This is a genomic window from Gammaproteobacteria bacterium (assembly GCA_040183005.1).
GTDB lineage: Bacteria > Pseudomonadota > Gammaproteobacteria.
Map to the genome: position 1 here is coordinate 1,757,414 of JAMPIW010000007.1, position 24,051 is coordinate 1,781,464.

Genomic DNA, 24,051 nt, shown 5'->3' on the forward strand with positions numbered 1-24,051 from the left:
CTGCGGGAAGATCCGCGGCCATGCTTGCTGTTCGTTATTTTAGGGAATCAGACGGAAACACACGGGCCACAGCGGACGGACAGCAGCAGTCGCCACAGCGTGAGCTTATTCAAGCGGAATATCTGGGTGATGCGGGTAAAGTTCATGCGCAAAGTATAGGCCTTGGTTGACCGCAGCGTCAAAAGGTTTTGCCGATCGACCATCCTGTCAACCAGATGAAGCATTCTGAACCTTTAGGATACACTACCCGCATGCAGGACAAGCCGCCCACTTCAAGCAAGAACACTTCACTGCTGCTGCCAAGCATCGGTGCGCTGCTCATCGCCGTACTCATGTTCCTGCTGTTCAATAGCAGTGCCACGCCACAGAACGATCCGGGCTGGGTCAGCGGCTGGAAGCCGGTCAACAACTTTCATTTGCCGAGGCGCGCACTGGCAGCGGCGGTGGCGGGTGATTATCTATATGTGGTGGGCGGCATCAATGACAATGACGAGTACGTCAAAGAGGTCGAATTTACCCGCATCAATGCCGACGGCACGCTGGGCGAATGGCAAACCACCTCCAACCTGCTAGAAGGGCGCTTCTATCTCGCCGCCGTTACATTGAACGGCTACCTCTACGCGCTCGGCGGCGCGACTGGCCCGCGCGGGGACGACAATCAGCCCATCGCCTCAGTGGAAAAGGCGCGCATCAATCCCGATGGCAGCCTGGGGCCGTGGCAACTCGAAAATTATCTCACCACGCCACGACGCGGCCTGAAGACTGTCACATACAAGAACCGAATCTATGCCATCGGCGGTTACAACGGTATCTTCCTCAAATCCGTGGAACGTGCCGAAATCAATCCGGACGGCACACTCAGCGGTTGGCAACTGGAGAAGGAAGAATCGGTGATTGACCGCTACATCCACTCCGCCGCCATTCTCGGCGACAAGATCTATTTGCTGGGCGGACATGTCAGGGACCCCCAGAAAGTCAGCTATGGCGACGTGGAGATGGCCTCTATCGGCAGTGACGGGGCGCTCCAGACCTGGCGCATCGAGCCAACCTCACTGCAAACACCGCGCTTCATCGCCACCGCATTTGCGATGAACGACTATATTTATATGATGGGCGGACATGATGGGCAATTCCGGCTGGACAGTGTGGAATTCGCCCCGATTGACGCGAACGGCCAGGTGGGTGACTGGTTATTTACTTCGCAGATGAAGGCTGCGAGAAGCGCCGCTGCTGTGGCGATACATAAAAATGCCATCTATTTAGTGGGCGGCATGGATGCCAACCGAGCGCTCGATACAGTGGAAATGGCCGTGCAGGGCAAAGGCGGGCAATTAGGCCACCCCCTACCGGCACCTTAATCCCCGCCGGACAACACGATATTCCTTGCAACCCCGCATGCAGCCTAAGATAATGCATAGTTTACTTTTACCTAACCGGCCGCCCGCAAGATGCCCGATCAAAACCATTGCCCGCTGCTGAAGACAATAAACTCCCCGGAGGACTTGCGCAGACTCCCTGAGTCACAGCTCGTCCCGCTGGCGGGAGAGTTGCGCGGCTTTTTGATCCAGACGCTGAGCCGTACCGGCGGGCATTTGTCCGCAGGCCTGGGCACGGTGGAGCTGACTATTGCACTGCATTATGTCTTCAACACCCCCGAAGACCGACTGGTCTGGGACGTTGGCCACCAGACCTATCCTCACAAGATCCTCACCGGCCGCCGCGAGCAGATGGCTACGCTTCGCAAGAAAGACGGTCTGGCGGGCTTTCCCAAGCGTGGCGAAAGCCCTTACGACACCTTCGGTGTAGGACATTCCAGCACGTCGATCAGTGCCGCGCTCGGCATGGCCCTGGCGGCGCGCCAGCAGGGCATCGACCGCAAGGCGGTGGCAATCATTGGCGACGGCGCGCTGACCGCAGGCATGGCCTTCGAGGCGCTGAACCACGCGGGTGATATCAGCCCTGACTTGCTGGTAATCCTCAACGACAACGATATGTCGATCTCGCCTAACGTGGGGGGATTGTCGCATTATCTAGCACGGGTACTGTCCGGCAAGCTTTATTCAACGGTGCGCGAGGGCAGTAAAAAGGTGTTGGGCGTGATGCCCCCCGTGTGGGAGCTGGCGCGCCGCGCGGAAGAACATGTGAAGGGCATGATTGTGCCCGGCACGCTGTTCGAGGAAATGGGCTTCAACTACATAGGCCCCATCGACGGCCATGACCTCCCCACCCTGGTCAAGACGCTCACCAACCTGCGCTCCCTGAAAGGGCCGCAGTTCCTTCACGTTGTCACTAAAAAAGGCAAGGGATACACGCCTGCGGAAGAAAATCCATGCGCCTACCATGGCGTACCGCCTTTCGAGCCGGAAACGGGTGAAATGCTCGCCACCAGCGGCGGCCTGACCTACACCCAGGTGTTCGGTGAATGGCTGTGTGACATGGCAGCGCTTGATGAGCGTCTGGTCGGCATCACTCCGGCAATGCGCGAAGGGTCAGGCCTGGTGGAGTTCTCCCAGCGTTATCCGACGCGCTATTTCGATGTCGCCATTGCCGAGCAGCATAGCGTCACCCTCGCCGCTGGCCTGGCATGCGACGGCATGAAGCCGGTGCTGGCCATTTATTCGACGTTTTTGCAGCGCGCCTATGACCAATTGATCCACGATGTCGCCATACAAAACCTGCCGGTATTGTTCGCCATCGACCGGGGCGGCCTGGTCGGCCCCGATGGGCCTACCCATGCCGGCAGCTTCGATCTGAGCTTTCTGCGCTGCATACCGAACATGATCATTATGGCGCCCGCCGACGAAAACGAGTGCCGCCAGATGCTCTACACCGGCTTTCAGCATAACGGCCCTGCGGCGGTGCGTTACCCGCGCGGGTCGGGGCCGGGTGTTGCCATCCAGAAAAAGATGTCCGCGCTACCCATTGGCAAGGCGGAGCTGCGCCGCCAAGGGCACAAGGTCGCCATTCTTGCCTTCGGCAGCATGGTCACGGCCTCCCTTGATGCCGCCGGACAGATTAATGCAACTGTCGCCAACATGCGCTTCGTGAAACCACTGGACGAGGACATGGTGCTACGGCTCGCCAGCGAGCACGAACTGCTTATCACCATAGAAGAAAATGCCGTGATGGGCGGGGCGGGCAGCGCCGTCAACGAATGCCTGGCGACACACGGCGTCCAATGCTCCATAGTCAATCTCGGCTTGCCTGACAGCTTTATCGAGCAGGGCGCCAGGGAGCAATTGCTGGCCGAGTGCGGCCTTGATTCCAATGGAATTATTCGCACCGTTACCCGTCATTTCGGAGAGGGGGCTTGCCAAACCGCCCCAATCCGGTTAAATTCCTACTAAATCAGTCAAGTTTATTTTATGAGCCCCCGCTACACCCTTAAAGTCGTGACTGATTTCGCCGCTGCCCACACCTTGCGGGATTATCCCGGTGCGTGCAGCCGTATGCACGGCCATAACTGGAAACTCGAAGTCGAGGTGTGCGCCACCGCGCTGGATGAGGTCGGCATGGGTCTTGATTTCAAGGTCATCAAGAATGCGGCGCGCGAACTGGCGGGACGCCTGGATCACTACTACCTGAACGACATCCCGCCGTTTGACAAAATCAATCCGACCGCCGAGAACATCGCGAGCTATTTTTACAAAGAATTGTCTAACACGCTGAATTCCTGCGTTTTGAAAGTAAGCGCGGTCACCCTGTGGGAAACCGAGCGCGCATGCGTGCGCTACACCGAGGAATAACCACCATGAGCACCATGAAACAAAACATCAACCAGCCGGCGGCTGGCATCGCCGATGTCCAGGGCAGCCTGGATACGCGGCGGATCGCTATCGACAAGGTCGGGGTCAAGGACATCCGGCATCCGGTGCGCGTCAAAGATCGCAGCGACGGTGAGCAGCACACCATCGCCACTTTCAACATGTACGTGAGACTACCGCACAACTTCAAGGGTACGCATATGTCACGCTTCGTGGAGATTCTTAATCACCATGAACGCGAAATCAGCGTGGCGTCCTTCAAGGACATGTTATCCGAAATGGCGACGCTGCTCGCTGCCGAATCCGGGCATATCGAAATGACATTCCCGTATTTCGTCAATAAAACCGCGCCGGTATCCGGCGTGAGAAGCCTCATGGATTATAACGTCACATTGATCGGCGAGATCACTGGCGGAAAGTCCACCACATCCATCAAAGTTGTTGTGCCAGTCACCAGCTTGTGCCCTTGCTCCAAGGAAATCTCCAAATACGGCGCCCATAACCAGCGCTCTCACGTCACCGTAAATGTACGCACCGAGGGGTTTGTGTGGATTGAGGAGGTTATCGACATCGTAGAGAAAGAGGCCTCCTGCGAACTCTACGGCATCCTTAAGCGCCCGGACGAAAAATACGTCACCGAACGCGCCTATGAAAATCCCAAATTCGTCGAAGATATGGTGCGCGACGTTGCCGCGCGCTTGAATGACGATCCACGCATCACGGCCTATGTCGTGGAATCGGAGAACTTCGAATCAATCCACAATCACTCGGCGTACGCGCTGATTGAGCGGGATAAAAGCCTGGAACTGTAAGTTTGGCGCGTCCTGTCAATGACGCGCGCACCCATCACTTAAACTTCTTGATATGCCGTTTCAGGCGCCGCCGTTTGTCGAGCTGGCGCGAGGTGAGGACGTTCTTTTTTTCGCGATAAGGATTCTCGCTGCCTTTGAATTCTATGCGTACCGGCGTGCCTTCAATCTTGAGGATGAGACGAAAGGCGTTGGAGAGGTAGCGCCGGTAAGTGTCGGGCACGGAGTCGACCTGATTGCCATGAATCACAATGACGGGCGGATTTTGTCCTCCCTGGTGGGCATAACGTAGCTTGATGCGACGGCCATGCACCAACGGTGGCTGATGCTGGGCGATGATGTCGGCCAGGTGGCGCGTCAGTTGCGGGGTGGATAGTTTTTGGGTGGCGCAGCGATGCGCGTTGTCCACGGCGGCGAGCAGCTTGTCGACGCCCGTGCCATGCAATGCGGAAATAAAGTAAACGCCGGCGAAGTCGAGAAACGGCAGTTTGCGCTCCAACTCGCGCTTGAGATAGGTGCGGCGCTCGGCATCCAGACCATCCCATTTATTCACGGCAATCACCAGCGCCCGGCCGCTCTCGAGAACAAGTCCGGCGAGACTGGCGTCCTGATCGGTGATGCTCGCCGTAGCGTCCAGCACCAGGATCACCACATGAGACTCTTCAATCGCCTGTAAGGTTTTCACTACGCTGAATTTTTCTATCGCCTCGGTCACTTTGTGGCGGCGGCGTATGCCTGCGGTGTCGATCAGCGTGTAGTCTTGCCCGCCGCGTTCAAAGGGAATATAGACGCTATCGCGCGTGGTGCCGGGCAAGTCAAAGGCCAGTACGCGCTCCTCGCCGAGTATGCGGTTGACGAGGGTGGATTTTCCGACATTGGGTCGTCCAGCGACGGCGATCTTGATGCCGGGCTGTACCGCCTCCTCCAGCTCGACGGGCAGGGTAGACAGCACAACCTCCATCATTCGCCCGACACCGTCGCCGTGGGTGGCGGACACCGGATAGGGCTGCCCCAGCCCCATCGCCTGGAACTCAGCGCCGACAATCGCGCTTTCCAGGCCTTCGGCCTTGTTGAGCACGAGGTACACCGGCTTGCCAAGCTGGCGCAGCCGCGTTGCAATCTCTTCGTCCCCTGCCGTCATGCCGGCACGGCCGTCGACGAGGAACAGGATGATGTCCGACTCTTGCATGGCGAGCCGCGCTTGTTCAGCCATCAGGCTGTCTATGCCATCCCGCTCACCGCTCAAGCCGCCGGTATCAATAACGATATAGGGCCGGTCACCGATTCTGCCTGCACCGTAGATGCGGTCACGGGTCAGGCCCGGCTGATCGGCCACCAGCGCAGCACGCGACTGAGTGAGGCGGTTAAATAGCGTGGATTTGCCGACATTGGGACGGCCTACCAGGGAGATAACAGGTTTCATTTGAGATTTGGGAGAAGATGCCGGTTAGTAAGACGTAAAGAGAAAGTGAGGGGAGTATACCAAACTCTGGATTGCACGTTGAAAAGGGGGAAGCTTGCGAGAGGCTAAACTAACCCCCTCTTTTTCAAGGAGAGGGACTACCGAGAGCAGCGCCGGGCACAGCTATCGCGCTCAAAGCGCCGTTTTTTCCGCGCACATAGAGGGTGTCGCCCGCTACTACCGGGGTAATCGTTATGGCCGAATCGTTTACCCTGTAACGCGCCACAAAGTGGCCGTCATCACGCGCCAGCCAGTGCAGATAGCCTTCGATGTCACCCGCCACAACATAATCACCGTGAATAACGGGCGCAGTTAGCCCGCGGCCACTCAGCTTGTCCTGTTTCCACAGCGCTACGCCATTGGTGCGATCGAGCGCCCATACCTGGCCTTCGCTGTCCGTGGCGTAGATTTTGTCTTTATCCATGGCGATATTGTTAAAGGATGACATATCGCGCGCCCAGAGCAGGCGGCCTGTGTCCAGCGCCACGGCAGCGAGCCGACCCTGAAAAGATACGGCATAAACAACGTCATCCATAATGACTGGATCTGCGTCGACATCCACCATTTGCTCAAGTTCGGAGCGTCCTTGGGGCGCGGCGATTCTGACCTCCCACACTGCCTTGCCATCGGCCAGACTGAAAGCCGCAAGATTGCCGTTGGCAAATCCCACGATGACCTTGTCTCCCGAGACCAACGGCGCACCCGTGCCGCGCAAGGTCAGGATAGGAACGGTTTGCCCCTGCATCCACAGGCGGTTGCCATTTTTGGCGTCCAGTGCAAGCACTTTGTCATCCACCGTGCGCGCCACGACCATGCCCTCGGCAGTGCGCGGCGGGGCCAGCACTTCGCTGGATACCGGACTGCGCCACGCCACTGCGGCATCATCCTTGCGCAAGGCCAGCACTTCGGCATTGCGGGTGCCCGCTAGCAGCAAGCCTTCGCCGCTGCCCAATCCCGCCGAGATTTTGGCCTTGGTCTCGACGACCCACAAGGTCTTGCCGCTGGCAGCGTCCAGGCTGGCCACTCTCCCCTCGCCGTCCGCAACAAACAGCTTGCCCCCTTCCACGATGGGAGCGAAACGCTGGTATTGACCTTCCAGCTTCGCGCCGAAGTTGGTTGACCAGAGTGCATGCACCGGCACCCCCCCCTCCAATACAGTCAGCTTGGGTGGTGGCTCTCTGTCCGGTGTCATGATGCTGCTGCAACCTCCTCCAAGGAGAGCCAGCAGCAAGACGCCCGCTATGCCGCGCACAGGCATGTTCCCCGCTCCCGCGCGTCGTGCGACGTGCATGGATGCACTAGTGTCGCGCAAGGCAGGATGCCGGAAGCGACCGCCTGCAGGATTAGTGCGTCCCTGCACGTTATTTGGCTCCAACATCATCCAGCTTCATCTGTAACTGCGCACGCTCGGCAGCGCCCGGCTCCAGCGCGGCGAGCGCCTTGGTGTATGCGGCGCGCGCCTCGGCGGGCTTGCCCAGTGCAATCTGGATATCGCCCTTCAATTCCTCGTACTGCGTTGCAAAGTCGCCAGACTCGACGGCATTGAGCGTGGCCAGCGCGGGGGCGTTCTGCCCCTCGGAGAACAGGATTCTCGCCAAGCGCAGCCGCGCTATATTCTGCACGCCGGGTTGATCGCTGTGATCCAGCACCCATTGCAACTGGGTGCGCGCGGACTTACTGTCGCCCTGATCCAGCTTGGTCTTGGCCAACGCTAGAGCGGCGAACGCGGCATAGGGTGTGCTGCTATATTGGCTAATGATGCGCGATGCGCGCTCCTGCACTACTTGCGCGTTATTCTTGGTGAGTCCAGCCACCAGCTGCTGATACTCGGCGGAGGCGGCCTCGGCCTGAACCGTTTGATTATGCCGCCACCACTGGCCACCCGCCAGGGCGGCTACGCCAAGCACTACACCCGCAGTGACTAATTTGCCGTATTTCTTCCACCATTGCTTGAAAGATTCAAGTTGTTCGTTTTCTGATACGTAGCCTTCCACGCACTAACCCTCTAAATGTGAGGGGTGGGCTTCAAACCCACCCTGCCAGCAGCCTAACCTACAATAGCTTCGCCAAATAGTCCGCCAATTCCGCCTGTGACACGTTCTGCTGCGGACGGTCTTCGCGCAGGGGCTTGATACTCACCTCGCGCCGCGCCGCTTCGTCCTCGCCGAGCAGGAGCGCATACGTGGCACCGCTCTTGTCTGCCCTCTTAATCTGGCTCTTGAAGCTGCCACCGCCGCAGTTCACTTGCAGGCGCAAAGCGGGCACGCGGTCGCGTAGCGATTCCGCAAGCAGAACACCCTGCCGCTCCGCCGCATCGCCGCTTACCACCAGGTAGGCATGAGGCAACGCGGCGGGTAGCGTTACACTGCGGTCTATCAGTAAGGCGACGAGGCGCTCGACACCCATGGCGAAACCCGCCGCTGGGGTGGGCCTGCCGCCTAGTTCCTCAACCAGCACATCATAACGCCCACCCGCACAGACTGTGCCTTGTGCGCCAAGGCGATCGGTGACCCATTCAAACACGGTCTTTCCATAATAATCCAGTCCACGCACCAGGCGCGGATTCACCACATAACGCACTCCGGCAGCGTCGAGCAGCGTTTTCAATTTCTCGAAATGCTCACGTGATTCATCATCCAGCATTTCCAGGAAGCGCGGCGCGCCCTCGATCAAGGCTTGCAGCGATGGGTTTTTGCTATCCAGGATGCGTAGCGGATTGGCGTGCAGGCGCCGCCGGCTGTCCTCGTCGAGCTGTTCGACATGCGCCGAGAAATACTCCACCAGTTGCGCGCGGTAGACGTTGCGCGCGTCTGCCGTACCCAGCGAATTAAGATGCAGCACCAGATCGTCCTGCAAGCCCAGCATACGCCACAGGCGGGCGGTGACCAGTATCAGCTCGGCGTCGATGTCCGGCCCTGCCATGCCGAAGGTTTCGGCGCCGATCTGGTGAAACTGGCGATAACGCCCCTGTTGCGGACGCTCATGACGGAACATCGGCCCCTGGTACCACAGGCGCTGCACCTGATTGTGCAACAGGCCGCTCTCGATGGCGGCGCGGGTACAACTGGCGGTGCCTTCCGGGCGCAGGGTAAGGCTGTCGCCGTTACGGTCGAGAAAGGTGTACATCTCTTTCTCAACAATATCGGTGACCTCGCCCAAGGTACGGGCGAACAGCTCAGTCTTTTCCACCACCGGCAGACGAATCTCGCCATAACCATAACCGGTCAACACCGCACGCGCACTGTCTTCGACAAACCGCCAGCAGGCGGATTGGTCCGGCAGGATGTCGTTCATGCCGCGGATTGCTGGGATGGTTTTAGCCATGATATGTGTTGCAGGAGCACTCCCTGGTTGCCCGCAGGTGGCGGGCAGGCACAGGGCCTGCCCCTACATGACCTCTTCCGATGTTTTTTTCAACTTTGCGCGGATTTCGCGCTCCAGCTCATCCACAAGCTCTTCATTGCTGAGCTTGCGCGCCGGTTTGCCATTGATGTACAGCAGATTAGGCGAGCCGCCCGCCAGGCCGATATGAGCCACCTTCGCCTCGCCGGGGCCATTTACCACGCAACCGATAACGGCGACATCCAGCGGCTCCAGGATATCTTCCAGGCGCGCTTCGAGGGCGTTTACCGTGCCGATCACATCGAATTCCTGGCGCGAACAGGACGGGCAGGCAATCAGATTGATCCCCTTGTTGCGCAAGCGCAGGCTCTTGAGGATATCGAAACCAACCTTGACCTCTTCCACAGGGTCCGCCGCCAGCGACACGCGCAGGGTGTCGCCAATGCCGTCCATCAGCAGCATTCCCAGGCCGATAGCGGACTTCACAGTGCCCGCACGCAACGCGCCTGCCTCGGTGATGCCCAGATGCAGCGGCTGTTCGATCTGCCCGGCCAAAATGCGATACGCGGCCACCGTCATGAATACTTCGGAGGCCTTGAGACTGACCTTGAAATTCTGAAAATCCAGCTTGTCCAGAATATCAATATGGCGCATGGCGGATTCCACCAGCGACTCCGCCGTCGGCTCGCCATATTTCTTTTGCAGGTCTTTTTCCAGCGATCCCGCGTTCACTCCGATGCGAATGGGAATATTGTTATCGCGAGCGGCATTAACCACGGCGCGCACCCGATCATCGCGGCCGATGTTACCGGGATTGATACGCAGGCAGTCGACACCCAGTGTTGCGACACGCAACGCGATTTTATAATCAAAGTGGATATCCGCGATCAGCGGCACATCCACTTCTTTGCGTATCATGCCAAACGCCTCGGCGGCATCCATAGAGGGTACCGACACCCGCACGATATCAACGCCGGCGCGCTGCAAGGCACGGATCTGCGCCACGGTCGCCGCCACATCGCAGGTCTCGGTGTTGGTCATGCTCTGCACGGAAATCGGCGCATCGCCCCCGACAGGAACCTTGCCCACCCAGATTTGGCGCGACTTGCGGCGCTTGATAGGACTTTCCTGGCGCATGTTAGCGTGTGGCCTCTACTGGTTTGCCGAGAGTAAACGTCGCCACTTCACCTTGAGTGTAGGGCTTCTGGTCAAAAGGAGCGCCATTATATTCGATCTTCACCCCCGGCGCGTGACCCAGCACAACATCGAACGGTGCGGGGCCTTTCAGAGACTTTGTCTCACCCGCCTTACCCATGGCATAAAACAAGCGCTTTCCGTTGGCATCGTTGATCTCCACCCAGGAATCCTTTTCAAAACGCAACTGCACGGTGGCGCGATCAAGCGAGGCCGAAGGAGACGGGGTTGGCTGTGCTGGCACGGGTAGCGATGACTGAGGCGATGGGGTTGGGGTCGCTGGTGCAGCACCCGGCTGTGGCAGCACTTGCCCAGCGGCGTCTGGCGCTACAGGCAACCCACCTTCAACGCCAGACGGGCTGATTGCCTCGGGAGGCTGTGGCACCAGCGGTTGGGCCGGCAGTTCAGGCGGCATCTCGGGAGAGAGCAGCTCTGCGCTATCAGGTGCGGTGATTTGCTGTTGCGGCTCCGAACTTTCTTGATATTGCCACCACACCACCAGCGCCACGATCACGGCCAGTGCAATCAGATAGCTGGTAATGCGAACCGCTTTATCACTTTTGTGTTCGGGTTTTTTATTGGCGGTGGTGCCCAGACGCACTGGCGGCTGCGTGACAAAACCAAGGCGCTCATAGTCGGCCATCACCACTTCAACCGGCAGATTCACCAAACGCGCATAGTTACGCAAATAGCCACTCACGAACGTGGGCGGCGGCAGTTTCTTATAATCGTCGGCCTCTAGCGCGGTGACGATCTTGGGCTCAAGATGCAACTGCCTACACACATCGGCTTGGCTCATACCGAGTGCATCGCGCGCCTCGCGCAAACGCCGCCCTGGCCCTGTGGCATCCGCTACCGGGCCAGGCACACTGGCGGCTTCTTCGGGCCGCTTCTCAAAATCGGGTATTACATCCGTTGTCATTTCTTCTCCGCTTCCAACAACCGGGTCTCCTCAGAATCAGGGAAATTACTTTTAAGCTGCGCCTCATATTTGGCTACAGCGTTATCATCGCCAAGCGCACGCTCTATTTTAATACCCAACCACAAACTCTGCGACGTGTGTTGCGCCACTTCCAGATAGCGTTGCAGATACGCACGCGCCGGAAGATAACGCTGCTTTTCATAGCTCAGTGACGCCATTTGATGGAGCGTGCGCGGCAATTTTGAATTAATCCCCAACGCTGCGCGAAAATTCTGCTCGGCTTTTTCTGCATCGGGGATACGCTGTGCACACATGCCCGCATTTTCATAGGCCTGCTCGGGCGTTTCATAACGGGGATTTTTGGCCGCCAGCAGAAACTGCTGCTCCGCCTCATCGCGACTTCCATGCCCGCACAAAAACGCACCGAAATTATTGCGCAGCATCGGATTTCCCGGGTCCAGCTTTACCGCGCGCCGATAATAGCGCTCGGCTTCTTCTACTTGCCCAAGCTGCTGGTAAGTCTCGGCGAGATAGTGGTTGGCCGCGGGCAGGTCAGGGTCAGCCTCGATAGCACGCTGTAGCTTTTCCAGCGCCAACTCGCGCTTGCCTTGCTGTAAATAGGTAAGCCCAAGATTGGTATAAATCTGGGCAAGGGAATCACCCTGCCCAGATCCGGTGCGCAGCGGCTGCTGAGTGCATGCAGCCAGCGACAGAACCAGCAACCCGGACAACCACCATGCCTTCATTTATCCTGCCGCCCGCGCTTGTTCAACCGCCATCAATCTAATTTTCCGCTTGCTGCGATCCATCACCTTGCCTGCCAATTGTCCACACGCGGCATCAATATCATCACCGCGGGTTTTGCGCGTGATGGTCGTATAGCCGGCATTTATCAGCATATCGCGGAAACGTATAATCGCCGCATCGCCGGATCGCGTATAACGCGTACCAGGGAAGGGGTTGAATGGGATCAGATTGATCTTGGACGGCACGTCCTGTAACAACTTAATCAGCTCGCGGGCATGTTGCGGGCTATCGTTAATACCGTCCAGCATGACATATTCAAAGGTGATTCTGCTGTGCGGCTTGCCTGCCAAGTAACGCTTGCAGGCATCGAGCAACTCGCGGATCGGGTATTTCTTGTTGAGCGGCACCAGCTCATTGCGTAGCGCGTCATTCGGCGCATGCAATGATACCGCCAGGGCCACATCGCTCACTTCACGCAGCCGGTCCAGCGCCGGAACCACACCTGCGGTGCTCAACGTGACGCGGCGTTTTGACAGGCCATAGCAGAAGTCGTCCATCATCAGATTCATGGCCTTGACCACGTTGTCGAAATTCAACAACGGCTCACCCATACCCATCAGCACCACGTTGGTGATGATGCGCTCACCTTTTGGATCCTTGCCCAGAGCACGATTTGCCACCCAGACCTGACCGATGATCTCGGCAGCACTGAGATTGCGGTTAAAGCCCTGCTGTGCAGTGGAACAAAAGGTGCAGTCCAGCGCGCAGCCTACCTGCGAAGACACGCATAAAGTGCCACGATCACGTTCCGGGATGAACACTGTCTCGATGCAGTTGCCACTGTCCAGGCGCAACAGCCATTTGCGCGTGCCATCCGCCGATGCCTGCTCCAACACCAATTCTGGCGGCTTGATCTCGGTGATTTCCTGCAAGCGTTTGCGCAGATCCTTGCTGATGTTGGTCATGGCATCGAAATTATCGACACCATTTTGGTGTATCCATTGCAGCACTTGGGTAGCACGAAAAGCCTTCTCGCCGATACCGGCGAAGAAGGCTTCCATGGACTGCCGGTCTAATCCCAGCAAATTGGTTTTCGGTTGCGTTTCCATCACAGGCTCAGGAAAAGTCGAAACTATTTAGCGTGTGCGCGAACACAGATCTTCCGGCTTGAAGAAAAAGCTGATTTCCTGCTCGGCGGTCTCCGGCGCGTCGGAACCATGCACTGCGTTCTCCTCCACGCTATCGGCGAAATCGGCGCGGATGGTGCCTGGCGCGGCATTCTTGGGATTGGTGGCACCCATCAGGTCACGGTTCTTGGCAATGGCGCCTTCGCCTTCCAGCGCCTGGATCATCACCGGTCCGGTGATCATGAAATCCACCAGATCTTTGAAGAACGGGCGTTCTTTATGCACGGCGTAAAACGCCTCGGCCTGCGCGCGTGTCAGTTGCGCCATTTTCGCCGCAACGATACGCAGCCCGTTTTTTTCAAAACGGCTGTAAATTTCACCGATTACATTCTTGGCAACGGCATCGGGCTTGATGATGGATAAGGTACGTTCGACAGCCATTATGAATTCTCCAACAATGATTTAGGTAATAAAGACAAACCCGCGAACAAACGCGGGCTTGTATGTGAAAAAATCTTATCTAGTTTAATCGGTTGATGCGACACTAGCAATCACTGGATCACCCAGAGGTCTCGTCAGACGCTGAAACTCTCGCCACAACCGCAGGTATTCTTGACGTTTGGGTTGTTGAACTTGAACTCCGCGTTCAAGCCTTCTTTCACATAGTCAAGCTCCATACCGGCCAGATAAAGCAGGCTCTTGGGATCAACCACAATCTTCACCCCATGATCTTCATACACTTTATCGCCCGCCTCAATCCGCTCGGCGACATCCACCGTATAGGCGTATCCCGAGCAGCCGTTTGTCTTGACACCAAGGCGCAACCCCTCTCCCTTGCCCTGCTTGGCAAGGAATTTCCGCACATGCTCGGCTGCAGCCGCTGTTAATGTAATGCTCATATAGCTTTTATCCCCTATGTATGGGCCTGCAAATAGTCAATCTGTTCGCGCAACACTGCAGTGAACCGCAACACATCCTCCGGGGTATTCCCTTGCCCAAGACTGACCCGAATCACGCGGCGCGCCACGTCGGGATCGACACCCATCGCAAGCAGCACATGGCTGGGTTCACCACTGCCGCTGGCGCAGGCCGAGCCACTGGAAACAGCGATGCCTTTGCGGTCGAGGTTCATCAATAGCGCCTCACCATCAATACCCGGAACACCGATCAGCACCGTATTAGGCAAGCGCTCGACGCGTTCGGCGAAGATCACCACACCGGGCAGTTCACGCAAGCCAGCCTCAAGCAAATCCCGCAACCTGTACAGATGAGCACTACGCACTGCCAACTCGTTGAGCGCCAGCTCCGCCGCTGCGCCAAATCCTACAATTCCGGCGACATTTTCGGTGCCGCCGCGCCGCCCCATCTCATGCCCTCCGCCATGCAGCAAAGGCTCCAATTCCAGGGTCTTGTCGACGATCAGCGCGCCGACGCCTTTAGGGCCATATAGTTTGTGCGCGGAGAGACTCATAAGATGGGCGCCGCTGGCAGGAAAATCAACCGGGATCTTGCCTGCGGCCTGCACGGCATCGGTATGCATGATGGCGCCAACGCGGCGCGCTTGCGCGCTGATGGCGGGTATATCCTGAATCACGCCGGTTTCGTTATTCGCCATCATTACCGAAACGATTTGCGGCGCGGCTTTTATCACATCAGACGATGCGTCTTCAAGCACCTCGGACAATGACGCCAATGATATCCGGCACTGATCGTCCACCGCGATGGTGTCAATGATCCAGCCCTGCCGCTCCAGTGCGCACGCCGGGCCCAGCAACGAGGCGTGCTCAACGGCACTCACCGCGACACGTCCCGCCGCCAACCGTGCCGCCACGCCCTTGAGCGCAAGATTATTGGCCTCTGTGCCGCAGCCGGTGAATACCACTTGCGCCGACTGGGCATTAACCAGAGCAGCGACCTGCTCACGCGCCTGATCGACGGCGTTGCGTGCCAACCTGCCATACGAGTGAACACTGGACGCATTGCCATGATGATCCCGCAGATAGGGCATCATGGCCTCCAGCACCCGCGGATCCAGTGGCGTGGTCGCATTATGGTCAAGATAAACGGCCACTAACCGATCCCGCCAACGTGCGCCATCAAGGCCAACAAGATCAGCTTGCTAGCGCGCCACCCGCAACGCGCCCGCGCTGCAACAGATCCTGGCGCACCACGACCTCTTTAACCTCGCGGCGCTCCACCAGTTGGGCAAGATTGATACCGCTCAAAAAGTCATAGATCTGGCGGCTCAGGTCGGTCCACAGCTCGTGCGTCAGGCAAGGCTCGCCGTCCTGGCAGTTGGCCAGGCCGCCGCAGCGGGTCGCTTCGACCGTCTCATCAATCGCGCTTATCACCTGCACCACGCTAATCTCAGCCGCAGAACGGCTTAGCTTGTAACCGCCGCCTGGGCCACGGGCGCTGTCTACCAAGCCTTCCTTGCGCAATCGGGCGAAAAGCTGTTCAAGATAGGACAGGGATATACCCTGGCGCTGCGAAATGTCGGCTAATGGCACGGGAGAATTCACGGCATGAACCGCCAGGTCGAGCATGGCGGTGACTGCATAACGACCCTTTGTTGTTAATCTCATCTGCGTCTTCCTGGTAGCCTTAGTATTTGGAGGGGAAAATAACCACAAAAATCATTATACTTAGTTGATAAAAATAGTCAACTATCTCCCGTGGCACGCTCATCGCTTGCCGGTTCATTGACCTCAAACTGCTCAAGACCAGGCAGAGCGGCACCTTCCACATTGCCGCCCAACCTTCTGATCTCCTGGGTCATCTGCTCCACCCTCCCGTCCAGGGCATGGATATGATCAAGCATGGCATTGACCGCGTTCACCACAGGGTCAGGCATATCCTGCGTCGTGCCGTAGGCATCGAAACCAATTTTTTCCGCAAAGGCGCGCCGCCGCTGGTCTGATTCCACCTTGTCCTTGGCGCGCACTATCCGCCCCGGGATGCCGACCACCGTCGCACCGGGCGGAACATCCTTCACCACCACGGCGTTGGAGCCGACACGCCCGCCGTCGCCGATGGTGATCGGCCCCAGCACCTTGGCGCCCGCCCCGACCACCACATCGTTGCCCAGCGTGGGATGGCGCTTGCCCGCCTTCCAGCTTGTGCCCCCCAGGGTAACGCCGTGATACAGCGTGCAGTCATCGCCAATCTCTGCCGTCTCGCCGATCACCACACCCATGCCGTGATCAATAAAGAAGCGCCGGCCGATCTTCGCGCCCGGATGGATCTCGACCCCCGTCAGCCAGCGCGCGAGCATCGAAAGAAACCGCGCCAGCCACTTGAGATTAGCGCCCCACAGGGCATGATTGAGACGGTGAAACAGCACCGCATGCACGCCCGCATAGGTGGTCAGCACCTCAAACGTGGTGCGCGCCGCCGGATCACGGTCGAAAACGCAGCGGATATCTTCACGTAAATGATCAAACATTGTCGCCTAGAATACCATAAAATATTTAAGGTTAAATACCAGAGTATAATACTATGGAATAACTGCTATTTTGTATGCTTTTTCTGCACTGCCGTCAAAATGCCGCGCAATATGTTGTACTCATTTCTGTCGAGCTGGATGCGGTTAAACATGCGGTGCATACGGCGCATCAAGCGGCGCGGTTTGGCGGGATCAAAAAACTCGATGTCGATCATCGTTTGCCGCAAATGCTCATAAAATTGCGCCATTTCATCCGCTGTGACACGTTCCATGTACTCGCCCGGGACACAGACAAGGCTTGCATCATCCACAGCACCCATGTCATACGCCATCATGGCTTCATAGGCCATCACCTGCACCGCCGACGCCAGATTAAGCGAGGGATAGGCGGGATTACTGGGAATCTGCACCAGATAGTGACAACGCTCCAACTCGGCGTTGGTCAACCCGGAATCTTCACGGCCAAATACCAGGGCCACTTCGCCGCCGGCGCTCTCCGCCACCGCCAGCCGGGCACATTCACGGGGGCCAACTTGAGGCCACGCAATCGTCCGCAGCCGGGCGCTGGCGCCGAACACTATACTGCAACCTGCCAGCGCGGCGTCCAGCGTATCGCACACGTGCGCCGCCGCCAGAATGTCATCAGCCCCCGAGGCGCGCGCAGTAGCCTCGGCGCAGGGAAATTTCTCCGGCTGCACCAGATACAGCTTTTCCAGGCGCATGGTCTTCATGGCTCGCGCCGCAGCCCCGATATTGCCGGGGTGGCTGGTGTTGACTAAAACAACTCTAATATTCGCCAGCATGCCTGTTAATCCAATAGGGACAAAGAAGCGATATTAACATTTGTGGTATTCTATTGAGTTGAATTAATCGCTCATTACCATCTATTGATACGCCAATCCCGGGACTTCCATCATGCATCCCATGCTTAATATCGCGGTACGTGCGGCCAGGGCCGCAGGCAACGTTATCTCGCGCTCCGCCGGGCGGCTCGACTCGCTGACCGTCACCTCCAAAACGCCTAACGATTTCGTCAGCGAGGTAGACCTCCAGGCCGAAGGTGAAATCATCAAGATCCTGCGCAAGGCCTACCCCAGCCATGGCATCCTCGCCGAAGAGGGCGGCAGCCGGGACGGCGATGAATATCTGTGGATTATTGATCCGCTCGACGGCACCACCAACTACCTGCACGGCTTCCCTCAGTTTGCGGTCTCCATCGCGCTCCAGCACAGAGGCATCCTGACCCAAGCCGTGATCTACGACCCGATGCGCCAGGAACTGTTCACCGCCTCACGCGGCGAAGGAGCACAGCTCAATAACTGCCGCATGCGCGTAACCAAGGCCAAGGGACTCGAAGGCGCGCTGCTCGGCACCGGCTTTCCGTTCAAGGATTTGCGGCACCTGGATGCCTATCTCGGTATGTTCAAAGACTTTATTCCGCCCACTGCCGGCATTCGCCGCGCCGGTTCCGCCGCGCTGGATTTGGCCTACGTCGCAGCCGGCCGCCTCGACGGCTTCTGGGAGATCGGCCTTAATCCGTGGGACATGGCCGCCGGTGCGCTGCTGATTCAGGAGGCCGGAGGCATCGTCAACGACTTCTCGGGTGGACAGGATTTCATGCAGACCGGCAATGTGGTCGCCGGGAATCCCAAGATATTGCAGGAAATGTTAAAAACCATACAACCTCATTTGACCCCGGATCTGTCCAGGTAACCGATGTTACCCACCTCCAATGGGAAGATGCCATCCACGAAAAACACGAAAGACACGAAAAAATGGGTGGGGAAGTTTGGCACAAAGAAGAGTGTTATCAGATACAAGGTGCAGTGTTTGACGTGTATCGGGAAATGGGCTGTGGTTTTCTTGAGACTGTCTATCAAGAATGCCTGGAAAAGGAGTTATCAAAGCGCGGGATTCCCTTTGTAGCACACTAGGAGCTGACGCTTTTCTACAAAGGTGAAGCATTGCAGCAAACCTATATTCCTGACTTTATTTGCCATGAATCCATTATTATCGAACTTAAAGCGCTTTCTGTCACAACGGGAGCACACAAGGCGCAGGTTTTGAACTACCTGAAAGCCACAAAAATGCGCTTAGGCTTGCTGGTCAACTTCGGCTGCTATCCGAAAGCAACAATCGAACGGATCGTACTATGAAGATTTTTCGTGCCTTTCGTGTTTTTCGTGGACAATGCATGACATTAAGTAAGCTCGCCTCGCAAGGATGAATACCGCCGCCCACACGCCGATGATGCAGCAATATCTGCGCATCAAGAGCGAACACCCCCACATGCTGGTGTTCTACCGCATGGGGGATTTTTACGAGCTGTTCTTCGACGATGCGCGCAAGGCGGCGCGGCTGCTCGACATCACCCTCACCACACGCGGCCAGTCGGCGGGAGAACCCATCGCCATGGCGGGCGTGCCGTATCACTCTGCGGACGGCTATCTGGCGCGGCTGGTGAAACTCGGCGAGTCGGTGGCGATCTGCGAACAAATCGGCGACCCGGCGACCTCCAAGGGGCCGGTAGAGCGCAAGGTGATGCGCATCGTCACGCCCGGCACCATCACCGACGAGGCGCTGCTGGATGAACGCCGCGACAACCTGCTCGCCGCCCTGCACCAGCGCGGCGAGACGTTCGGCCTTGCCACGCTCGACATCACAAGCGGGCGCTTCACCATTCTGGAAGTGCAGGGACAAAATGCCGCACTTGATGAGCTGGAGAGAATCAAACCCGCCGAATTACTGGTAAGCGAGGACTCCGCCAGCCGCGCGCTACTCGAAGGCCGCCGTGGCGTGCGCTACCAGCCGCCCTGGTATTTCGCAACAGACAGCGCCACGCGCCTACTCACGGCGCAGATGGGTACTCGCGATCTATCCGGCTTCGGCGCGGAAGGCCTGCCTGCCGCAATTGCCGCAGCGGGTTGCCTGCTGCAATACGCGCGTGACACGCAACGCGCCGCGCTACCGCACATCCAGGACATCAAGGTGGAACGGCGCGAGGACGCCATCCTGCTCGACGCCGCCAGCCGCCGCAATCTGGAGCTGGAAACCAACCTGCTGGGCGGTCACGACAACACCCTGAGCTGGGTCATGGACCACACCGCCACAGCAATGGGCAGCCGTTTGCTGCGGCGCTGGATCAATCGCCCACTGCGTGATCACGCCGTATTGCGCCAGCGCTATCACAGTATCAGCACCCTGCTTGATGATAACGGTCACGCCGCCCTCCATACCCTGTTGCGTGGTATCGGCGACATCGAACGTATTCTGGCGCGCGTAGCGCTCAAATCGGCGCGCCCGCGCGACCTGGCGCACACACGCGAGGCGCTGGGCGCGCTGCCCGGCCTGCACGATCTATTGCAAGACAAAGACTCGCCGCTGCTGCATGCGCTGCGCGAACAGATCGGCACACATCCTGAGATCCACGCACTGTTGCAGCGTGCCATCATCGAAACACCGCCAATGCTGATCCGCGACGGCGGTGTAATCGCACCCGGCTTTGACGCCGAACTGGACGAATTGCGGGGCTTGAGCGAAAACGCCGGACAGTATCTGCTTGACCTTGAGATTCGCGAGCGTGAACGCAGCGGCATCAACACCCTCAAGGTCAGCTACAACCGCGTGCATGGCTACTATATTGAGGTCACCCGCGCGCAATCCGAGCGTGTGCCCGACGACTACCAGCGCCGCCAGACCCTGAAAGGTGCGGAGCGCTACATCACCCCGGAATTGAAGGCGTTCGAGGACAAGGCACTCAGCGCACGCGACCGGTCTCTGGCGCGAGAGAAAATGCTCTACGAGGCGCTGCTGGATGACCTGCTGCCACATCTGCCGAAGTTACAGGCCACGGCAGCGGCACTTGCCGAGGTGGATGTACTGACCACCCTGGCCGAGCGCGCCGACACATTGAACTTCAGCGCGCCAGAGCTGCTGGACACGCCCCTGCTGCACATCGAAGGTGGACGCCACCCGGTTGTGGAACAGACTCTGAATGGCCCGTTCGTCCCCAACGACATCGACCTGCACGACGCGCGGCGTATGCTCATCATCACCGGCCCCAACATGGGCGGCAAATCCACTTACATGCGCCAGACAGCGCTGATCACCCTGCTCGCCCACATCGGCAGCTTCGTGCCCGCCAAGCGCGCCGTGTTCGGCCCCATTGATCGCATCTTTACCCGCATCGGCGCCTCGGATGACCTGGCAGGCGGGCGCTCAACCTTCATGGTGGAAATGACCGAAACCGCCAATATTCTGCACAACGCCACCGAACACAGCCTGGTGCTGATGGATGAGATCGGACGCGGCACCAGCACCTTCGACGGCCTGTCGCTGGCCTGGGCCTGCGCCGAGCACTTGGCGCGCAAGGTGCGCGCCTTCGCCCTGTTCGCCACCCACTATTTCGAGCTCACCGAGTTGCCCAGCCGCATCGACAGCACCGCCAACGCCCACCTCGACGCCGTCGAACACGGCGACAGCATCGTGTTCCTGCACGCGGTAAAAGACGGCCCTGCCAACCAGAGCTACGGCCTGCAAGTTGCGGCCCTGGCCGGCGTACCGCGCACCGTCATCGAACAGGCCAAACGGCGGTTGAAAGAATTGGAGAACGGCAGCATCCAGCGCCCAACGACCTTGCCCGAACAACAGATTTCGCTATTCCCACCGGCAGTCGATCATCCGGTGGTGGATGAGTTGAACACAATCAACCCCGACAATCTCAGTCCAAAACAGGCATTGGAGACGTTGTACCGGCTTAAGGATTTACTGAAAGATTGACGTGGAATATCGCCCAGCGTTACCGGGAGATGGGCAATGAACAATTGGCATGCACGCTGGAAGCCGGGGTGATTATGCGTGACGCCACCCCGGATTCGCCCGCGCTCACCCAGGCTACTTGCTCGTAGCCATTCCAATAATCGTAGCGCCTAACTCCTTTTTCAGAACAGCGTCCGCCTCATCCAGAGCGCGTCTGATTGCACTTTCCTTGTCTGTTGCAGAGCCCTTGATAGGCCAGCGTTGTGTGCCAAGTACACGCCCGGTGGCAGCCTCTGACATGGAAACTTCCAGATTGCCGCGTTGCCAGTACCAACCTTGCTTGAGTCCAAGGTCCGTCAGTTGAAGGCTTGCTTTAAGTAGAAAATCTGGCTTTTCTCCGGTGTCGATCATGAAGCCGGCCTGAGACAATGCACCTGCCACCACCTCATCCAGCCCTGGGACGGAACCCTCCAACACCCTTGGCGCTACCCGCACACGCTTTAACAAATCGTCCATATCGGCCTTAAGTCTGCCGCTGTTGAATTTGGACTCTAAACCACGCCCCGTTATGTCTACCACTTGCAGCGCTTTCTGCAATCCCTCGCGCTCCAATTGTGACGCTACCGCTTTGCTGGCGGCTGCAATTTTAATAAACAGATCGGAATTTTTATTTGACTGGTCAACGCTGCCTTGTGTCGCATCATCCAGTTGATTAATCTGTTGCCTCAAAGCAGCGGCAGCCTGCAAGCGAGGCAGTATTGCCAGCACATGCTGATTCTTGCTGACGGGGTCCTGCCAGATTTCCGCGATCTGTATGCCTCTGACAATCTGATCAGTACGGGTGGTGATACGACGCGAAGATTCTCCAGCATACTGCCCTGCTCCACCTGCAGCATCACTCTTGAAGCTTTGCACATCCTCGCTATCCACCGCTACCGCCACCTGGAAAATCTTGGCCAAGTCAGCGCGGGCACGATCTTTAGCCTCTTCCATCGTAGAAGCCTGACCCCGCCCAATCAAATATTGGGCGCTCTTGTATTTGGCACTTTCGCCGACAACCCAATCCGGCTGGGCCGATTGGGTCGGCTGGGTGGCACAGCCACCCAACAACCAGACCGTGGCTGAAAATATAATGGTTAGTAATAATTTCATTCTCATTTCCTAACAGCAGAAAGCTAATTGGATATCGAATTAGGATAATTCAACTTTAACGCTATGGGCGCCTAACACCCACAAATGTATGCCAGCCAAGATGCGTACTGCGTCCAAATCTCCCAATCCTGCGCTTAGAACCGGAGGCGGCTACGCGCAACAAATTTCTTTATTTTCTTTTCGCCGTTCCAGACTATCTCATTGTCGATCAAGCTAATCAGGGTCAAGTTTACCTGGTAAAAACGTACCTGATCTTTACCGCTGGTATCAATAATGGTGTTGATAGTACCCTTCAGCATAAAGTCGGCACCCTTCTCCTTGCCCATTGCTTTGCGGGTATCTTCACTGGCATTGATATCCTGGTCAGCCCGCTCACTACGCACTTCCTCGCGCTCGGTGGAGGATGCAACAAATTTAACTTTCCCGTCATTGATCATGTTTCGCTGCAACTCTTGCACGAAGGTGCTTACGTTGATGTGCTCATGGCTCAGGTTACGTATCTCACCCACAATTACCGCTGGCTTGCGCTTTTTGTCGCCCTTGAACTCGCCTATCCAGGCACGATTCATTACGTCATCCATCATCTCTTTCGCAACCATCTGAGAGTCCGTGTCGTTCCACGCACCGCTAAGATCCTTAACCTCCCCGGAATCCATGCGTGTAACCGCTGTGGAGCACCCGCCCAATGACAACGCCAGAACAATCAATACCGCTACCTTGTTGTTTAAAAGTGATGGGAAACGCATTATTTTTTCTCCTTTGCAATGCGATCGAAAATATTGTCCGCAGTGGTTGCGATGTAACGTTTCAAATCAACATTCATGTCGTTTACTCCCGCCATAGTGCTCTTTACATGCTTCATATCCAGCTCGGCAACCGACCATATCGTGTTCGATTTAGGGTCGCGCCAACTGCCAATAATTCTGGCGCCTGCCATGTTAACCTTGGTAGTATTTTTAATCTGGCGCGACACGGCCTCTTCATTCACACCGGTATCGCCCGACTTTGCGGATGCCATGTAGTCATTTGAAACCACATCCAGATAAGATGAAAGTACACGCGCGACTTCAGCTCTTGCCCTATCGTCTGCGACTGATTTCTGCAGCGCCATATCGCCCATTTGCGAAGCGGAGCCAACGCCATGGAACAGCCGTCCGTCCTTGGTGCTCAAAATATTGCTGCCCTCATTCACCCAATCTGGAGCGCCCTTGATGCCTAAATCACTTTCAACTTGCGTGGGTTCGCTGGCACAACCAGAAATTACAATCGTCAACACCACCAACGAAAACCATTTCTTAAAACAACCAAGATTGTTCATTGTTTTCTCCA

23 protein-coding genes and 1 pseudogene are annotated in these 24,051 nt (G+C 57.5%); 7 read left to right on the plus strand and 17 right to left on the minus strand.

What is annotated here, in order from left to right; all coding sequences use genetic code 11:
- Nucleotides 1–251: 251 nt before the first annotated feature.
- From M3A44_14300 to folE2, 4 genes are all read left to right on the plus strand, one after another.
- Nucleotides 252–1,358 carry a hypothetical protein gene (locus M3A44_14300; protein MEQ6342777.1) on the plus strand — a complete coding sequence of 369 codons (1,107 nt, stop codon included), beginning with the start codon at nt 252–254 and terminating at the stop codon, nt 1,356–1,358.
- Between the two features lie 90 nt (nt 1,359–1,448).
- The gene (gene dxs / locus M3A44_14305; protein ID MEQ6342778.1) at nt 1,449–3,347 is read left to right on the plus strand and encodes a 1-deoxy-D-xylulose-5-phosphate synthase; all 1,899 of its coding nucleotides are present in this window, start codon (nt 1,449–1,451) and stop codon (nt 3,345–3,347) included.
- Nucleotides 3,348–3,365: 18 nt separating this feature from the next.
- The gene (gene queD, locus M3A44_14310; GenBank protein MEQ6342779.1) at nt 3,366–3,746 is read left to right on the plus strand and encodes a 6-carboxytetrahydropterin synthase QueD; all 381 of its coding nucleotides are present in this window, start codon (nt 3,366–3,368) and stop codon (nt 3,744–3,746) included.
- A 14-nt stretch (nt 3,747–3,760) separates the two neighbouring features.
- Complete coding sequence (gene folE2, locus M3A44_14315; protein ID MEQ6342780.1) at nt 3,761–4,576, plus strand: GTP cyclohydrolase FolE2; 816 nt, start codon at nt 3,761–3,763, stop codon at nt 4,574–4,576.
- Between the two features lie 34 nt (nt 4,577–4,610).
- Here folE2 and der read toward each other — a convergent pair whose 3' ends face one another.
- From der to M3A44_14385, 14 genes are all read right to left on the minus strand, one after another.
- Nucleotides 4,611–5,996, minus strand: coding sequence for a ribosome biogenesis GTPase Der (gene der, locus M3A44_14320; GenBank protein ID MEQ6342781.1), 1,386 nt, complete (start codon nt 5,994–5,996; stop codon nt 4,611–4,613).
- Between the two features lie 124 nt (nt 5,997–6,120).
- A complete protein-coding gene (bamB, locus tag M3A44_14325; protein ID MEQ6342782.1) occupies nt 6,121–7,416 on the minus strand; it encodes an outer membrane protein assembly factor BamB in 1,296 nt (431 codons plus the stop codon).
- Complete coding sequence (locus M3A44_14330) at nt 7,397–8,029, minus strand: tetratricopeptide repeat protein (protein MEQ6342783.1); 633 nt, start codon at nt 8,027–8,029, stop codon at nt 7,397–7,399. Before M3A44_14330 ends, bamB begins: the two co-directional genes overlap by 20 nt.
- Nucleotides 8,030–8,087: 58 nt before the next feature.
- Nucleotides 8,088–9,359 carry a histidine--tRNA ligase gene (gene hisS / locus M3A44_14335; protein ID MEQ6342784.1) on the minus strand — a complete coding sequence of 424 codons (1,272 nt, stop codon included), beginning with the start codon at nt 9,357–9,359 and terminating at the stop codon, nt 8,088–8,090.
- A 63-nt stretch (nt 9,360–9,422) separates the two neighbouring features.
- The gene (gene ispG / locus M3A44_14340; GenBank protein ID MEQ6342785.1) at nt 9,423–10,514 is read right to left on the minus strand and encodes a flavodoxin-dependent (E)-4-hydroxy-3-methylbut-2-enyl-diphosphate synthase; all 1,092 of its coding nucleotides are present in this window, start codon (nt 10,512–10,514) and stop codon (nt 9,423–9,425) included.
- Nucleotide 10,515: 1 nt separating this feature from the next.
- Nucleotides 10,516–11,493, minus strand: a complete 978-nt coding sequence (locus M3A44_14345; GenBank protein MEQ6342786.1) for a DUF4115 domain-containing protein — start codon at nt 11,491–11,493, stop codon at nt 10,516–10,518.
- Nucleotides 11,490–12,239: a type IV pilus biogenesis/stability protein PilW gene (gene pilW, locus M3A44_14350; protein MEQ6342787.1), complete on the minus strand. Its 750-nt coding sequence runs from the start codon at nt 12,237–12,239 to the stop codon at nt 11,490–11,492. Before pilW ends, M3A44_14345 begins: the two co-directional genes overlap by 4 nt.
- Nucleotides 12,240–13,349 (minus strand): 23S rRNA (adenine(2503)-C(2))-methyltransferase RlmN, encoded by a 1,110-nt coding sequence (rlmN, locus tag M3A44_14355; GenBank protein ID MEQ6342788.1) that lies wholly within the window; start codon nt 13,347–13,349, stop codon nt 12,240–12,242.
- Between the two features lie 27 nt (nt 13,350–13,376).
- On the minus strand, nt 13,377–13,808 hold the full coding sequence (gene ndk, locus M3A44_14360) for a nucleoside-diphosphate kinase (GenBank protein ID MEQ6342789.1): 432 nt from the start codon (nt 13,806–13,808) through the stop codon (nt 13,377–13,379).
- A gap of 134 nt (nt 13,809–13,942) precedes the next feature.
- A complete protein-coding gene (gene iscA / locus M3A44_14365; protein ID MEQ6342790.1) occupies nt 13,943–14,266 on the minus strand; it encodes an iron-sulfur cluster assembly protein IscA in 324 nt (107 codons plus the stop codon).
- A gap of 14 nt (nt 14,267–14,280) precedes the next feature.
- The gene (locus tag M3A44_14370; GenBank protein MEQ6342791.1) at nt 14,281–15,438 is read right to left on the minus strand and encodes a cysteine desulfurase; all 1,158 of its coding nucleotides are present in this window, start codon (nt 15,436–15,438) and stop codon (nt 14,281–14,283) included.
- Between the two features lie 40 nt (nt 15,439–15,478).
- A complete protein-coding gene (iscR, locus tag M3A44_14375; GenBank protein ID MEQ6342792.1) occupies nt 15,479–15,952 on the minus strand; it encodes a Fe-S cluster assembly transcriptional regulator IscR in 474 nt (157 codons plus the stop codon).
- A gap of 77 nt (nt 15,953–16,029) precedes the next feature.
- Nucleotides 16,030–16,812, minus strand: coding sequence for a serine O-acetyltransferase (gene cysE, locus M3A44_14380; GenBank protein ID MEQ6342793.1), 783 nt, complete (start codon nt 16,810–16,812; stop codon nt 16,030–16,032).
- A 65-nt stretch (nt 16,813–16,877) separates the two neighbouring features.
- Nucleotides 16,878–17,615 carry an RNA methyltransferase gene (locus M3A44_14385; GenBank protein MEQ6342794.1) on the minus strand — a complete coding sequence of 246 codons (738 nt, stop codon included), beginning with the start codon at nt 17,613–17,615 and terminating at the stop codon, nt 16,878–16,880.
- A gap of 112 nt (nt 17,616–17,727) precedes the next feature.
- Between M3A44_14385 and suhB the strand changes: the two genes are divergently transcribed.
- The 3 genes and pseudogenes from suhB (at nt 17,728) to mutS (ending at nt 21,591) form a co-directional block, all read left to right on the plus strand.
- A complete protein-coding gene (suhB, locus tag M3A44_14390) occupies nt 17,728–18,525 on the plus strand; it encodes an inositol-1-monophosphatase (protein MEQ6342795.1) in 798 nt (265 codons plus the stop codon).
- 62 nt (nt 18,526–18,587) lie between these two features.
- A pseudogene (locus M3A44_14395) lies at nt 18,588–18,968 on the plus strand (GxxExxY protein).
- Between the two features lie 67 nt (nt 18,969–19,035).
- Nucleotides 19,036–21,591, plus strand: a complete 2,556-nt coding sequence (gene mutS, locus M3A44_14400; GenBank protein MEQ6342796.1) for a DNA mismatch repair protein MutS — start codon at nt 19,036–19,038, stop codon at nt 21,589–21,591.
- Nucleotides 21,592–21,705: 114 nt separating this feature from the next.
- On the opposite strand, the gene M3A44_14405 is transcribed toward mutS, so the two are convergent.
- The 3 genes from M3A44_14405 to M3A44_14415 all read right to left on the minus strand — a co-directional run bounded on the left by M3A44_14405 (nt 21,706) and on the right by M3A44_14415 (nt 24,040).
- On the minus strand, nt 21,706–22,722 hold the full coding sequence (locus tag M3A44_14405) for an LPP20 family lipoprotein (GenBank protein ID MEQ6342797.1): 1,017 nt from the start codon (nt 22,720–22,722) through the stop codon (nt 21,706–21,708).
- Between the two features lie 134 nt (nt 22,723–22,856).
- Complete coding sequence (locus tag M3A44_14410) at nt 22,857–23,468, minus strand: penicillin-binding protein activator LpoB (GenBank protein MEQ6342798.1); 612 nt, start codon at nt 23,466–23,468, stop codon at nt 22,857–22,859.
- Entirely contained in the window at nt 23,468–24,040 is a 573-nt protein-coding gene (locus tag M3A44_14415; protein ID MEQ6342799.1) for an LPP20 family lipoprotein, read from the minus strand. The genes M3A44_14410 and M3A44_14415 overlap by 1 nt, the downstream gene beginning before the upstream one ends.
- Between the last annotated feature and the right edge of the window lie 11 nt (nt 24,041–24,051).